Raw genomic sequence first — 13147 nt, 5'->3', positions numbered from 1 at the left:
CTAAAAACGGCCCCTGCCGTCACGCGGCGGCGGGGGCACCCACCACCCGCATATGCCGCGGGTTCACGCCAAAGGCGGCGCGATAGCGTTTGGCAAAATGCGAGGAGGACTGGAACCCGCAGGCCACCGCCACCTCGGTGATCGACAGTTCGGTCTGCATCAGCAGGCTATGCGCCTTGTCCAGCCGCAACCGCGCGTAGAAGGCCATCGGCGTCATCTTCACATAGCGGGTGAACAGCCGTTCGGTCTGGCGGATCGACATGCCCGCCGCCTCTGCGATCTCGGCCGCGGTCAGCGGCTGTTCCAGCGTCTGCTCCATGAAGCGCAGCACCTTCACCAGACGCGGATTGCGCATCCCGTAGCGCGATTGCAGCGACACGGTCTGATCCGATTGTGGGCTGCGCACGCCGTTGCAGACCATCAGGTCCGCCAGCCGCGCCGGCAGCTCGGCGCCATGATCGGCGGCGATCAGGTGCAGCATCATGTCTGCCGCCACCGCCCCGCCCGGTGCCGTCGGCCGGCGACCAAGGGTGAAGGCGGCGCGGGTGACGTTGATGCGCGGAAACTCCTCGGCGAAGGCATCGGCAAGCTCCCAATGCACCGCGCACTCCTCGCCCTCCAGCAGCCCCGCCCGCGCGAGGATATAGCTGCCCATGCACAGCGCGCCGATACGGGTGCCGCGCACCGCCTCGCGCCGCAATTGCCCCAGCAGCCGGTCGCTGGCCTGCCGCCGCGCCCCGCGCCCGCCGACCACGATCAGAGTTTCGCCCCGGCCCATCGGCTGCATCGGGCCATCGGCCAGAATGGTCATGCCGTTGGAGCAGGTGACCGGCCCGCCCGTTTCGCTCAGCAGCCGCCAGCCATAGGCGGGGCGGCCAAGCGCCTCATTCGCCACGCGCAGCGGCTCCAGCGCCGAGGCGAAGGCCAGATGGGTGAAGCCGTCCAGCAGCAGGAAGGCAAAGCGCGCCTCGCCGACTGGCTGAGGGCTGATCTTGCTGGCGGCGCGGATCGGGCTGTGGCTGGTCATGGGCACTCCGGGCAAGAGGGTGAAGCAAGAATGATTGTCGAAATCCGCCGCGCCGCACTGTATGGATGCGTCACCAGACCATCATGATTGCGTCACGCCCGTGAAACACACTCCGGAACCTGCCTCGGAACCCCGCCTGCGCGTCGGCATCATCCTCGCGCGCCGCTTTACCCTGTGTGCGCTGGCCAATTTCGTCGATGTGCTGCGCCTTGCCGCAGATGAGGGCGACCGATCCCGCCCGATTCTGTGCCGCTGGCGGCTGCTGTCGCAGGCGGGCGAGCCCATCGAGTCCAGCTGCGGGCTGAGCGTACAGCCCGAAGAGCGCCTCGGCGACCCGCGCCGCTTTGATTATATCGCGGTGATCGGGGGGCTGATCGATGAGAACCAGAGCCTGCATCCCGACCTGACCCGCTTCTTGCATCAGGCGGCCGCGGCACGCGTGCCGCTGATCGGAATCTGCACCGGCGCCTTCATCTTGCACCGCGCCGGGCTGATGCAGGGCTATCGCTGCTGCGTGAACTGGTTCCACCACGACGATTTCCGCGATGAGTTCGAGGGGCTGACCCCGGTGTCCGACCGCATCTTCGTGGTGGACCGCGACCGTATCACCTGTTCGGGCGGCGCCAGTTCGGCGCATCTGGCGGCGTTTCTGGTGGACCGTCACATCGGCGCGGCAGCGGCGCGCAAAAGCCTGGCGATCATGATCTTCGATGAGGCGATGGCCGCCGATCGCCCCCAGCCGGGCCTGCCGCTGGAGCTGACCACCGCCGACCCGCTGGTGAAGCGCGCCCTGCTGCGGATCCAGCAGGCGCTGGACACGCCCTTGCCGGTGGCGCGGCTGGCCGAGCAACTGGGCGTCAGCCGCCGCAAGCTGGAACGCCACTTCGCCGCCGCGCTGGATCTGACGCCAACCGAGGCGGCGCGGCGGATGCGGCTGTCGCAGGCGCGGCACCTGCTGGAGCGCGGGGATGTGCCTATCACCCAGATCGCACTGCAGACCGGGTTCTGCGATGCCTCGCACCTGATCCGGGTGTTCCGCGAGGCCGAGGGGCTGACGCCCGACGCCTGGCGCAAGGCGCGGCGCGCGGGCTGATCAGGCGCCCCAGCCCTCGCTCTGCATCTCGCGCAGGCGGCTGGCAGAGCGCACGAATTCGAAGCTGCCCTCGCCCTCGATATAGAGGTTCTCGGGGCTGGCCGCGGCCGAGCAGATCAGCCGCACCTTCGCCTCATAGAGCGCGTCGATCAGCGTCACGAAGCGCTTGGCCTCGTTGAAGTTCGACGACGACAGCAGCGGCACCTCCTCGACGATCAGTACCCGCACCGCGCCCGCGATCGCCAGATAATCGGCGGGGCCAAGCGGCTTGGCACACAGATCCCAGAAGCTGGCGCGCGCCACGCCCGACCGCGCATCGGGCAGCACCACGTCACGGCCCTTGACCTTCAGCACCAAGGGCCCCTCGCCGCCGCCGCCCGTCAGCTCCTGCCAGATCGCCTCGATGGCGCGCGACGCCTTGGCATCGGCGGGGCAGAAATAGACCGGCGTCCCGGCCAGCCGGTGCTGGCGGTAATCGGTCTCGCTCTCCAGCTCATGCACGTCCATGTTGTCTTCGATCAGCGCGATGAAAGGCAGGAACAGCGGCCGGTTCAGCCCGTCCTTGTACAGATCCTCCGGCACCCGGTTCGAGGTGGTGACGACGACCACCCCCATCTCGAACAGGTACTGGAACAGCCGCCCGACGATCATCGCATCGGCGATGTCGGTGATCTGCATCTCGTCAAAGCACAGCAGCTTGGCCTGTTCGGCGACGGCCACGGCCACCGGGCGGATCGCGTCCTGCACGCCGGTCTTGCGCACCTCATGCAGGCGGTTCTGGATTTCCTGCATGAAGGCGTGGAAATGCACCCGGCGCTTGGCGCTGATCGCCACATGTTCCATGAACAGGTCCATCAGCATCGACTTGCCGCGCCCGACCCCGCCCCAGAGGTAGAGCCCCTTGGGCGGCGCCGGCGGCTTGGCCAGAAAGCCGAACAGCCCGCGCTTGGGCGGCTCCGCCTCCAACGCCTCGCGCACCGCTTGCAGCAAAGGCAGGGCCGCGCGCTGCGCCGGGTCGGGGCGCAGGGTGCCGTCCTTGCACAGCCGGTCATAGATCTGGGTCAGCGTCTCTGTCATGCCGACCGAAATAGCGCGCAGGCCGGGGCAAGGGAAGCCGCGTCGGCCCCAGCACGAAACGCAATTGTGCCCGTCACAAAACGGAATTTGACGGCGGCACAATTTCCGGCACCTTGAGGCTCCGCAATCCGGAGTTTCCCCATGCAGGCGCGCACCCCGCTGTTCACATCCGTGCTGATCTCAGGCTGCGTGGTCATCATGCTCAGCTTCGCCATCCGCGCCAGTTTCGGCGTGTTCCAGCTGCCTATCGCCAATGAATTCGGCTGGCCGCGGGCCGATTTCTCGCTGGCCATCGCCATCCAGAACCTCGCCTGGGGCATCGGCCAGCCGATCTTCGGCGCGGTGGCCGAAAAGTTCGGCGACCGCCGCGCGATCATCGCCGGGGCGATCCTCTACGCCGCCGGGCTGGTGCTGTCTTCGCTGGCGGTGACGCCGCTGCAACATCAGCTGCTGGAGATCCTGGTGGGCTTCGGCATCGCCGGCACCGGGTTCGGGGTTATCCTGGCCGTCGTTGGCCGCGCCGCGAGTGCCGAGAACCGCTCGCTGGCGCTCGGCATCGCCACTGCGGCCGGTTCGGCCGGGCAGGTCTTCGGCGCCCCGGTGGCCGAGGCGCTGCTGTCGATCTACACATGGCAGACGGTGTTCGTGATCTTCGCGGGCGTGATCCTGTGCGTGATCTTCGCCCTGCCGTTCATGCGCTCCCCCGCCCCCGCCAGCAAGGCAGAGCTCGAGGAAAGCCTCGGATCAGTCCTGAACCGCGCCTTCCGCGACCCGTCCTTCATCCTGATCTTCGTCGGGTTCTTTTCCTGCGGCTATCAGCTGGGCTTCATCACCGCCCATTTCCCCGCCTTCGTGACCGAGATGTGCGGCGCCATCGACCCGTCGGGCACCCTCGCCTCGCTTGGCGTCTCCACGACCTCGGCGCTCGGGGCCATCGCCATCTCGGTGATCGGTCTCGCCAACATCGTCGGCACCATCACTGCGGGCTGGCTGGGGCGGCGGCATACCAAGAAATACCTGCTGGCCTGGATCTATGTCGGCCGCACCATCGCCTCGGCGGTCTTCATCCTGATGCCGATCACGCCGACCTCGGTGCTGCTGTTCTCGGTGGTGATGGGCTCGCTGTGGCTGGCGACAGTGCCGCTGACCTCGGGCCTCGTCGCGCATATCTACGGGCTGCGCTACATGGGCACGCTCTATGGCTTCGTGTTCCTCAGCCACCAGATCGGCAGCTTCATGGGCGTCTGGCTGGGCGGGCGACTGTACGACGCCTATGGCAATTACAACGCCGTGTGGTGGATCGGGGTCGGCGTCGGCGCCTTCTCGGCCATCGTGCATCTGCCGGTGCGCGAGCGGCCATTGGCGGCGCTGCCAGCCTGAGGCGCGGACAAAAGGAGAACGGGCGCGGTATGGTGGGGCTAGACTCGGCAATAGCAATGCCGGTAGCCTTATCTTGCGCTGGAATCACCTGGAGCCCCTAGCCCTAGACTGAAGCCAGTAGGCAATGCCCGGGAAGGAGGTGATTTAAGTGGCAAAAGCGACGCAGAAGATCGGGAGAAATGCCGGCACCGGTAAGTTCACAACGGTCAAGAAGGCACAACAGGCGCCCAAAACGCACGTTGTGGAAACGATCAAAAAGCCCAGCAAGTAACTAGGCTTCAGGGTGGCTATCTGTGAGAGGACCAGCCACCCTGTTTATTTCATACGGCCACATGCGATTCAAGTAAATCTTTCAACTGCTTAGGCAACGAAAATTGAGTCTCACTTCAATAACTTAGTTCCAGTTGAGAGCTATAGCCGCAGTACATTTTGTGCGCGGCTCACCGCCCCTGCCACGCCGCGAGGATGTATTTTGCCGTCATCAGGTCCAGATGCGCGCCGCCGCCGTTCTTGGACAGGGTGATCTCATCCTCGGACCCGCGGGCATAGGTGCCGGCGGGCAGGTCGTAGAAATCGGCAATCACGTCCGCGGGCGTGATGACGCCCTCCGCCAGCGGCTGCTTCAGCTCTCCGATATGGCCCATCGTGGTGGCGCGGGCATCGACGAAGATCCGTGCGCGGCGCAGGACCGCATCATCGGCCTCGCGCATGTCGGGGCGGTAGGCGCCGATCAGGTCGAGATGGGTGCCGGGTGACAGCCAGTCGCCATTGATCACCGGGGTGGTGGCCATGGTGGTGGTGGCGATGATCTCGGCGCGGGCGACCGCTTCGGGCAGGTCGGTCACGGCGGTGACCGGGGCGATGCCGGCAAAGGCCTCGGCCAGCGCATCGGCGGCGGTGGCGGTGCGGTTCCAGACCTCGAAACGCGCCTCGGGGAAGGCGGCGCCATAGGCCTCGATCATCGAGCGGGCGACGTTGCCGGCGCCGACGATCAGGATGCGGCGCGAGTCCGGGCGGGCGAGGCGGCGGGCGGCGAGCAGCGAGTCGCCCGCGGTCTTCCACTTGGTCACCAGATGGAAATCGACGATCGCCTCCAGCCTTCCATGCGCATCGTCAAACAGGTTCACCGCACCATTGACCATCGGGATGCCCGCGCCCGGATTGCCCGGCATCACCGTCGCGCCCTTGATCGCCAGCCCCAGCCCGTCGATCCAGGCAGAGCGGGTCAGCAGTGTGTCCTTGCCGCGGTAGAGGAAGGTGTCGGCCACCTCGGCGCGCGGCAGGGCGTGGCCGGCCGCGAGCGCATCCGTCAGGGCGATCCAGTCCAGATGCGCCTCTGCCTCGGGTCCGATGATCTGGGTCATGCTGCCTCCTCGGTGGTCAGGAAGCCCTCGGCGACCAGACGCGCGGCCCAGCCTTCGGGGCCGGTGAAATGGTGGGTCTGCCAGCCGCGCGCCTGCGCCGCCGCGATATTGTCAGCGCGGTCATCGGCAAAGATCAGCGCGGCGGGGGGCAGGCCGCAATCGGCCTCCACCGCGGCATAGATCGCGGGGTCGGGCTTGATCAGGCCCATGTGCCCGCTGACATAGGCGCGGTCGAACTCCGACAGGAAGTCATACTGCGTCTGCGCATAGGCGAAGCTGTCGATGCCGAAATTGGTCAGCGCGAAGACCGGCACGCCCTTCTCGCGCAGCTTGCGCAGCAGGCGGACGGAGTGGGGGATCGCCGGGCTGGCCATGTGGATCCAGTCGTCATGCCAACGGCGGATGGCGTCGCGCCATTCCGGGTACAGCTCGGCATGGGCGTAGATCGTGGCCTGGAACGGGGCGCCGCGGTCCACCTCATCATTCATCGCGTGCAGATCGACGGCGGCGAACATCCGGGCGCGCTCGGCCGGGTCCATCAGCGTGTCATAGTGCCGCTCGGGGTTCCATTCGATCAGCACATTGCCGATGTCGAAGACCACTGCCTCAGCTGTCATCTGCGCCCTCTTTGATCGCCGCCCGCAGCATCCGGTCCAGCGCATCGAGAAAACGGGAGCGGTCGGCCTTTGTAAAGCCCTTGCCCCCGCCCTGCCGGAACGGATCGGCGGCGCGCAGATCGGCCATCAGATCGCGTGTCGCCAGAACGTTGCCGATATTGGCCGGGGTCAGCGCCTCGCCATTGTGCTTCAGCACCCGCGCCCCCGCCGCCACGCATTTGGCGGCCAGCGGAATATCCCCGGTCACCACCACATCGCCGCGCCCCGCCCGCTCTGCGATCCAGATGTCCGCCAGATCGGGGCCATCGGGCACGAACACCATCTCCACCAGCGGATGCGGCGAGATGCGCAGGCCCCCGTTGGAGACGAGCAGCATCCGCACGCCAAGGCGTTCGGCCACCCGCAGCGCCTCGTCCTTCACCGGGCAGGCATCGGCGTCGATGTAGAGCGCGGTCATCAGCGCGCGTAGAGGTTTTCGGCGTGGAAGGCGACGTGATCGGCCATGAAGGTCGAGACGAAGTAATAGCTGTGGTCATAGCCCGGCTGCATCCGCATCTGGCCGGGCTGGCGGCGGGCCATCATCGCCTCGGCCAGCGCCTCGGGCTTCAAGAGGTGCAGGAACTGGTCCTTGGCGCCCTGGTCGATCAGCACCGGGCCGTCGAACCCCACGGCGCGCATCCGCAGGCTGGCGTCATGGTCGGCCCAGGTGCTCTCGTCGGGGCCGAGATAGGCCGCGAACTGCTTGCGGCCCCAGTCCGATGTTGTGGGGCTGGCAATCGGCGCAAAGGCCGAGACGGAGCGGAAGCGGCCCTGCAGCCGCATCGCCAGCGTCAGCGCGCCGTGGCCGCCCATGGAATGGCCGGTGATCGACTGGCGTTCATCATCCACCTCGAAATTCGCGGTCACGATGCGCGGCAGTTCGTCGGCGATATAGTCCCACATCTTGTAATGCTTGGCCCAGGGGTCCTGCACCGCGTTCAGGTAGAAGCCCGCGCCCTGGCCGAGGTCAAAGGCCTCGTCATCGGCCACGCCCTTGCCGCGGGGCGAGGTGTCGGGGAAGACCAGCGCCACCCCGTATTCCGCCGCCCATTGCTGCGCGCCGGCCTTCACCATCGCATTCTCATGGGTGCAGGTCAGGCCTGAGAGGTACCACAGCATCGGCACCGGATGCTCCTCTGCCTCTTCGGGCAGGAACAGGCCAAAGGTCATCTCGCAGCCGCAGGCCTCTGACTCGTGGGCATAGACGCCTTGCACGCCGCCGAAGCTCTTGTTTTCCGAAATCGTCCGCATGGTTCTGCTCCTAAGGTTTCAGACGCCCGTGACCCAGGCGATGACCGCGGGCACCGTGAGGATGCTGGCCGCGGTCGAGATCAGGATCGCGGCAGACACCCGTGCCTGCGCGACCCCGTAATGATGGGCGAGGATATAGACATTACCGGCAACCGGAAGCGCCGCCGCGGCGATCATCACGCCGGCGGCATAGGCGTCCACCTGAAACACCCACAGCGCCGCGACAGCGACCGCCGCCGGATGCAGCACCAGCTTGGCGAAGGACAGCCAGAGGGCCGGCGCCACCCGCTCCGCCGCGCGCCGCGCTGCCAGCGAGGCGCCGATGGCAAAGAGCGCGCCGGGCGTGGCAGCGGCGCCGAGGATCTGGGTGAACTCGTCCAGCGGCGCCGGCATCGGCAGGTGCAGGCCGGACCAGGCCAGCCCCGCCAGCATCGACATGATCATCGGGTTGCGCAGCAGGCCCATCGCCAGCGCGCCCAGAAGGGCGACCGAAACCCGCCCCTGACGCGCCCCAGTGACAAGCATGGTGACCAGCGTCGAGAACACGATCATGTCGATGGTCAGCACCATCAGCACCGGCCCCGCCGCCTGCACCCCCAGCAGCACCACCAGCATCGGCACACCCAGGAAGCCGGTATTGCCGGTCATGGCGGTATGTGCCTCCATCGCCGCGGGGGCCAGCGGCTCGCCGCGAAACCGGGCCACGGCCATCGCCAGCACCCAGACGACGGCCGATCCGCAGAGGTAGGCCAGCACGAATCCGGTATCGAAGATCTCGGCCAGCGACAGGTTGGCGGCAAAGCGGAACAGCATGGCCGACAGCGCGAAATAGAACACGAACTTCGTCAGCCAGGCCGTTGCTTCCTCGGGGAAAAAGCGGGTGCGGCCGGCGACCCAGCCAAGGCCGATCAACGCGAAGAAGGGCAGGGTTTTCAGGAATATCGCCAGCATCGCGCAAGGCGTAGCACGCCGCGCTGCCGCGTGCCATATGCGGCTGTGCGGCGGCCGGTTCTTCCGGCGCGATCAGGGGACTTGCCAGTGGCAAGTCACCCGCGTCGGTTGCCCGGAGGCGCAAGCCGCAGGGCAAGGGGGGTGCCGCCTACCCGGACGGTGCCAAATTCTGATGTGTCCGCCCCGGTGGGCACGAATGTGCCCGCCAAGGGGGGGCGGGCACATCAGAATTTCGTCGACGGCCGAAATTCTGAAAAAAGCTAGTGGCGGTGCCTACCCCGCCCCGATCAACGCCCCCGCGGCAAAAACCAGCGCGCCGCCCAGAACCACCTGGAAGGTCGCGCGCAGGAAGGGCGTGTCCATGAAGCGGTTCTGGATCCAGACAATGGCCCAGAGCTCGACGAAGACCACGATGAAGGCGATGATCGTCGCTGTCCAGAAGTCGGTGATCAGATAGGGCAGCGCGTGCCCCAGTCCGCCCAGCGTCGTCATCACGCCCGAAGCGAGGCCGCGCTTCCAAGGCGCACCGCGCCCCGACAGCACCCCGTCATCATGCGCGGCCTCGGTGAAGCCCATGCTGATCCCGGCACCGATCGACGCCGCAAGCCCCACAAGCAGCGTGGTATGCGGATCGCGGGTAGCGAAGGCAGTGGCGAAAATCGGCGCGAGGGTGGAAACCGACCCATCCATCAGCCCCGCCAGCCCCGGCTGCACCCAGGTCAGCAGGAATTGCCGATGTGCCACCTTGTCCTCGACCTCGCGCGCGTCCGGCTCCAGATGCTCGGCGGTCAGCGCATCGGCCTGAGCCTTGTGCCCGGCCTCAGCCGCCGCCAGATCCCCCAGCAGCTTGCGCGTGGCGGCATCGGTGCTGGCCTGCGCCGCGGCGGTGTAGAAGCGCGCCGCATCCTGCTCCATCGCCGAGGCTTCGGCGCGGATGCGGTCCAGCCCCAGCCCCTCGACCAGCCAGACCGGGCGGCGGGCGTAATAGCCCGCCACATGCTCACGTCGGATCAGCGGGATCACCTCGCCAAAGCGGGTGCGGAACGCCTCGATCAGCCGCTGGCGATGCTCATCCTCTTCCGCCGCCATCTCGTCAAAGACCGATGCCGAGGCGGGATAATCGGCGCGCAGGCCTTCGGCATAGCTGCGATAGATGCGCGCGTCGTCTTCCTCGGAAAAGATCGCCAGCGCAAGGATCTCACGCTCGCTGAGATCACTGAATTTTCGCCGCGAGGCAAGGCCGGGGATCATCGGGGGAACTCCTTGTTTAGAATGATTCCAATCTATCGCTCCGCTGCGGCGGCGGCAAGGTCACATGGTGCCGCAGACGAGAAAATGAACTGATCGGTTCATTTTCTGGCTTGCGAATCTGAACCGATAGGTTTAGATCATCCTTATCTGAACCGATCAGTTCAGTTTCAATCTTGGAGCTAACCCATGAAACGCCTTGCTCTTGCTGCCGCCCTTGTCCTGACCACTCTATCGGCCCTCCCCGCTGCCGCCGGATCCATCGGCTTCGACCTGCCGCGGCTCGACTTCCCCGCGCCGACCACGGACGGGCACACCACCCGTGGCGACCAATCCCCCGCCACCGAGGCGACTCGCTGACCCTACGCCCCCCACTGCGCCCTGAGGCCGGGCCGCCTTGCTGTTCGCCGCGCGCTGCGTCTATGATCGCCAGCGCAGGGAAGGATGGCTCCATGGCCGACGGGCAGGAAATCAAGAGAGGCCGCAAGTTCGATCAGGTGCTGGACGGCGCCCGAACGGTCTTTCTGCGCGACGGGTTCGAAGGCGCCAGCGTCGATGACATCGCGCGCGAGGCGGGCGTGTCCAAGGCCACGCTCTACAGCTACTTCCCGGACAAGCGCCTGCTGTTCATGGAAGTGGCCAAATGCGAATGCGCCCGCCAGGCCGATGAGGCGATGGAGGTGCTGGACCTGACCGCGGCGCCCGAAACCGTGCTGCGCGGTGCGGCTGAACGCATCGTGGCCTTCATCTCATCCGAGTTCGGGCAGCGGGTGTTCCGCATCTGCGTGGCCGAGGGCGACCGCTTCCCGCAGCTTGGCCCGCAATTCTACTGCTCGGGCCCGCAGCTGGTCCGCGACCGGCTGGCCCGTTACCTGCGGCTGGCGACAGACCGCGGACAGCTGCGCATTGACGATATCGAGCTGGCGGCGGAGCAATTCGCCGAGCTGTGCAAGGCTGGCATCCATGACCGGATGATCTATGGCATCGGCGAGGCCGGCACCCCCGCCGACGCCCGCCGCACCATCGACGGCGCGGTGGAGATGTTCATGGCGCGCTACGGGGTGAAGTGAGCCCTACGCAAGATCGCGGGCCAGCAGCGTGTTGCCGGGGCCCTGCTTCACCTCGAACCGGCCGGTCTTCTTCACCAGATCGCTGAACTTCGACGCGCCATAGCTGCGCACGTCGAAGTCCGGGTTCGCTTGCGTGATGAACTGCCCGATCGGCCCCAGCGAATACCACTCGCCATCGGGATCGATCGCCCGCATCGCTGCGATGATCAGCGGGATCGCCATCGCCGGCGCTTCCTTGCCGCGCCGCGCCGGCTCGCCCTGCCGCACCGCGGGGGCGGCGTCGCCCTGGGCTTCGGCGGGCTCGGGCGCGGCGTCATCGGCGCCAAGGTTCTCCACATAGATGAAGCGCTTGCAGGCCATGCGGAAGGCCTCGGGCGTCTTCTTCTCACCGATGCCATAGACATCCAGCCCCTGCTCGCGGATCCGCGCCGCCAGCCGGGTGAAATCGCTGTCAGAGCTGACCAGCACGAACCCGTCGAACAGCCGCGAATGCAGGAAATCCATCGCGGCGATCACCAGCCCGATATCCGAGGCGTTCTTGCCCTTGGTGTTGGAAAACTGCTGGTCGGCGACCAGACCCAACGCCGCGACCTTCTCGGCCCAACGGTTCAGCCGCACCGCCGACCAGTCGCCATAGATCCGCCGGACCGAGGCTTCGCCAAGGCTCGCGACCTCATCGAAGATCGCGCCGGCATAGTGGGCGGGCACGTTGTCCGCGTCGATCAGCACACAAAGGCGGGGGGCGCGGTGGTCAGCCATCATTCGGTCTCCTGACATGGGATCATGTCGTTCGGTTTTTGACATGGGATCATGTCGCTGGGGGCCGGTGCGGCCCGCACGTCTGTCATCGGTCAACCCGGGTGGAAGGACAAGACCCGTCCGCCCCGGGGGTAGGTCAATACACCACCACGCTGCGGATGCTCTCGCCCGAATGCATCAGGTCGAAGCCCTTGTTGATGTCCTCGAGGCTGAGGGTATGGGTGATCATCGGGTCGATCTCGATCTTGCCGTCCATGTACCAGTCCACGATCTGCGGCACGTCGGTGCGCCCGCGCGCGCCGCCGAAGGCCGTGCCTTTCCACACCCGCCCCGTCACCAGCTGGAACGGCCGCGTCTGGATCTCGGCCCCGGCGGGCGCCACGCCGATCACCACCGACACGCCCCAGCCGCGATGGGTGCATTCCAGCGCGTCGCGCATCACCTTGACGTTGCCGGTGCAGTCGAAGCTGTAATCCGCGCCGCCGATCTGGTCGAAGGGGGTCTTGGTCAGGTTCACGATATGGGGGACGATGGAGCCCTCGATCTCCTTGGGGTTCACGAAATGGGTCATGCCGAAGCGGCGGCCCCACTCTTCCTTGTCGTTGTTCAGATCGACCCCGATGATCATGTCGGCGCCCGCCAGCCGCAGGCCCTGGATCACGTTCAGCCCGATGCCGCCGAGGCCGAAGACCACGGCCTTGGCGCCAATCTCCACCTTCGCCGTGTTGATCACCGCGCCGATGCCGGTGGTCACGCCGCAGCCGATATAGCAGATCTTGTCGAAGGGCGCGTCGGGGCGGACCTTGGCAAGCGCAATCTCCGGCACCACCGTGTGGTTGGCGAAGGTCGAGCAGCCCATGTAATGGTGGATCGGGGTGCCATCGAGCATGGAAAACCGCGTGGTCCCGTCCGGCAGCAGCCCCTGGCCCTGGGTCGAGCGGATCGCCGTGCAGAGGTTGGTCTTCTGGCTGAGGCAGCTCGGGCATTGCCGGCATTCGGGCGTATAGAGCGGGATGACATGGTCGCCCGGCTTCAGCGTGGTCACCCCGGGGCCGCATTCCAGCACGATCCCCGCGCCCTCATGGCCGAGGATCGCCGGGAACAGCCCCTCCGGATCCGCGCCCGACAGGGTGAACTCGTCGGTGTGGCAGATCCCCGTCGCCTTGATCTCCACCAGAACCTCGCCGGCCTTCGGCCCTTCAAGGTTCACCTCCATGATCTCCAGCGGTTGTCCCGCTGCAACGGCAACCGCGGCGCGCGTTCTCATGTCT

14 protein-coding genes are annotated in these 13147 nt (G+C 66.7%); 4 read left to right on the top strand and 10 right to left on the bottom strand.

Annotation, left to right across the window (positions count from 1 at the left end; translation table 11 throughout):
- Positions 1–19: 19 nt before the first annotated feature.
- A complete protein-coding gene (locus Q8S30_RS16160) occupies positions 20–1027 on the bottom strand; it encodes a GlxA family transcriptional regulator (RefSeq protein ID WP_305667057.1) in 1008 nt (335 codons plus the stop codon).
- Between the two features lie 100 nt (positions 1028–1127).
- On the opposite strand from Q8S30_RS16160, the gene Q8S30_RS16155 reads away from it, so the two are divergent.
- A complete protein-coding gene (locus Q8S30_RS16155; protein WP_305667056.1) occupies positions 1128–2120 on the top strand; it encodes a GlxA family transcriptional regulator in 993 nt (330 codons plus the stop codon).
- On the opposite strand, the gene zapE is transcribed toward Q8S30_RS16155, so the two are convergent.
- The gene (gene zapE, locus Q8S30_RS16150; RefSeq protein ID WP_305667055.1) at positions 2121–3197 is read right to left on the bottom strand and encodes a cell division protein ZapE; all 1077 of its coding nucleotides are present in this window, start codon (positions 3195–3197) and stop codon (positions 2121–2123) included.
- A 141-nt stretch (positions 3198–3338) separates the two neighbouring features.
- Here zapE and Q8S30_RS16145 point away from each other — a divergent pair, with 141 nt between their 5' ends.
- The gene (locus tag Q8S30_RS16145) at positions 3339–4577 is read left to right on the top strand and encodes an MFS transporter (protein ID WP_305667054.1); all 1239 of its coding nucleotides are present in this window, start codon (positions 3339–3341) and stop codon (positions 4575–4577) included.
- A 440-nt stretch (positions 4578–5017) separates the two neighbouring features.
- On the opposite strand, the gene Q8S30_RS16140 is transcribed toward Q8S30_RS16145, so the two are convergent.
- The 6 genes from Q8S30_RS16140 to mbfA all read right to left on the bottom strand — a co-directional run bounded on the left by Q8S30_RS16140 (position 5018) and on the right by mbfA (position 10050).
- Entirely contained in the window at positions 5018–5941 is a 924-nt protein-coding gene (locus Q8S30_RS16140; RefSeq protein ID WP_305667053.1) for an ornithine cyclodeaminase family protein, read from the bottom strand.
- A complete protein-coding gene (locus Q8S30_RS16135; RefSeq protein ID WP_305667052.1) occupies positions 5938–6558 on the bottom strand; it encodes an HAD family phosphatase in 621 nt (206 codons plus the stop codon). Before Q8S30_RS16135 ends, Q8S30_RS16140 begins: the two co-directional genes overlap by 4 nt.
- On the bottom strand, positions 6548–7015 hold the full coding sequence (locus tag Q8S30_RS16130; RefSeq protein WP_305667051.1) for a YaiI/YqxD family protein: 468 nt from the start codon (positions 7013–7015) through the stop codon (positions 6548–6550). The genes Q8S30_RS16135 and Q8S30_RS16130 overlap by 11 nt, the downstream gene beginning before the upstream one ends.
- Complete coding sequence (gene fghA, locus Q8S30_RS16125; RefSeq protein ID WP_305667050.1) at positions 7015–7848, bottom strand: S-formylglutathione hydrolase; 834 nt, start codon at positions 7846–7848, stop codon at positions 7015–7017. Before fghA ends, Q8S30_RS16130 begins: the two co-directional genes overlap by 1 nt.
- An 18-nt stretch (positions 7849–7866) precedes the next feature.
- Entirely contained in the window at positions 7867–8799 is a 933-nt protein-coding gene (locus Q8S30_RS16120) for an AEC family transporter (RefSeq protein WP_305667049.1), read from the bottom strand.
- 273 nt (positions 8800–9072) lie between these two features.
- Positions 9073–10050: an iron exporter MbfA gene (gene mbfA, locus Q8S30_RS16115; RefSeq protein ID WP_305667048.1), complete on the bottom strand. Its 978-nt coding sequence runs from the start codon at positions 10048–10050 to the stop codon at positions 9073–9075.
- A gap of 186 nt (positions 10051–10236) precedes the next feature.
- On the opposite strand from mbfA, the gene Q8S30_RS16110 reads away from it, so the two are divergent.
- A complete protein-coding gene (locus Q8S30_RS16110; protein WP_305667047.1) occupies positions 10237–10407 on the top strand; it encodes a hypothetical protein in 171 nt (56 codons plus the stop codon).
- 92 nt (positions 10408–10499) lie between these two features.
- Complete coding sequence (locus Q8S30_RS16105; RefSeq protein ID WP_305667046.1) at positions 10500–11117, top strand: TetR/AcrR family transcriptional regulator; 618 nt, start codon at positions 10500–10502, stop codon at positions 11115–11117.
- A 3-nt stretch (positions 11118–11120) separates the two neighbouring features.
- On the opposite strand, the gene Q8S30_RS16100 is transcribed toward Q8S30_RS16105, so the two are convergent.
- On the bottom strand, positions 11121–11876 hold the full coding sequence (locus Q8S30_RS16100; protein ID WP_305667045.1) for an NYN domain-containing protein: 756 nt from the start codon (positions 11874–11876) through the stop codon (positions 11121–11123).
- Between the two features lie 136 nt (positions 11877–12012).
- Positions 12013–13143 carry an S-(hydroxymethyl)glutathione dehydrogenase/class III alcohol dehydrogenase gene (locus Q8S30_RS16095; protein ID WP_305667106.1) on the bottom strand — a complete coding sequence of 377 codons (1131 nt, stop codon included), beginning with the start codon at positions 13141–13143 and terminating at the stop codon, positions 12013–12015.
- Positions 13144–13147 lie beyond the last annotated feature (4 nt).

The sequence above is a fragment of the Frigidibacter sp. genome, assembly GCF_030695035.1.
Classification (GTDB): domain Bacteria; phylum Pseudomonadota; class Alphaproteobacteria; order Rhodobacterales; family Rhodobacteraceae; genus Frigidibacter.
This window is presented reverse-complemented; position numbering and strand designations above follow the sequence as displayed.

Excerpts from the sequence above, each read along its gene's own strand:
- Q8S30_RS16130 (WP_305667051.1), bottom strand. The coding sequence starts at position 7,015 with ATGACCGCGCTCTACATCGACGCCGATGCCTGCCCGGTGAAGGACGAG.
- mbfA (WP_305667048.1), bottom strand. The coding sequence starts at position 10,050 with ATGATCCCCGGCCTTGCCTCGCGGCGAAAATTCAGTGATCTCAGCGAG.
- Q8S30_RS16100 (WP_305667045.1), bottom strand. The coding sequence starts at position 11,876 with ATGGCTGACCACCGCGCCCCCCGCCTTTGTGTGCTGATCGACGCGGAC.
- zapE (WP_305667055.1), bottom strand. The coding sequence starts at position 3,197 with ATGACAGAGACGCTGACCCAGATCTATGACCGGCTGTGCAAGGACGGC.
- Q8S30_RS16145 (WP_305667054.1), top strand. The coding sequence starts at position 3,339 with ATGCAGGCGCGCACCCCGCTGTTCACATCCGTGCTGATCTCAGGCTGC.
- Q8S30_RS16105 (WP_305667046.1), top strand. The coding sequence starts at position 10,500 with ATGGCCGACGGGCAGGAAATCAAGAGAGGCCGCAAGTTCGATCAGGTG.
- Q8S30_RS16095 (WP_305667106.1), bottom strand. The coding sequence starts at position 13,143 with ATGAGAACGCGCGCCGCGGTTGCCGTTGCAGCGGGACAACCGCTGGAG.
- Q8S30_RS16160 (WP_305667057.1), bottom strand. The coding sequence starts at position 1,027 with ATGACCAGCCACAGCCCGATCCGCGCCGCCAGCAAGATCAGCCCTCAG.
- Q8S30_RS16135 (WP_305667052.1), bottom strand. The coding sequence starts at position 6,558 with ATGACAGCTGAGGCAGTGGTCTTCGACATCGGCAATGTGCTGATCGAA.
- Q8S30_RS16140 (WP_305667053.1), bottom strand. The coding sequence starts at position 5,941 with ATGACCCAGATCATCGGACCCGAGGCAGAGGCGCATCTGGACTGGATC.
- Q8S30_RS16110 (WP_305667047.1), top strand. The coding sequence starts at position 10,237 with ATGAAACGCCTTGCTCTTGCTGCCGCCCTTGTCCTGACCACTCTATCG.
- fghA (WP_305667050.1), bottom strand. The coding sequence starts at position 7,848 with ATGCGGACGATTTCGGAAAACAAGAGCTTCGGCGGCGTGCAAGGCGTC.
- Q8S30_RS16120 (WP_305667049.1), bottom strand. The coding sequence starts at position 8,799 with ATGCTGGCGATATTCCTGAAAACCCTGCCCTTCTTCGCGTTGATCGGC.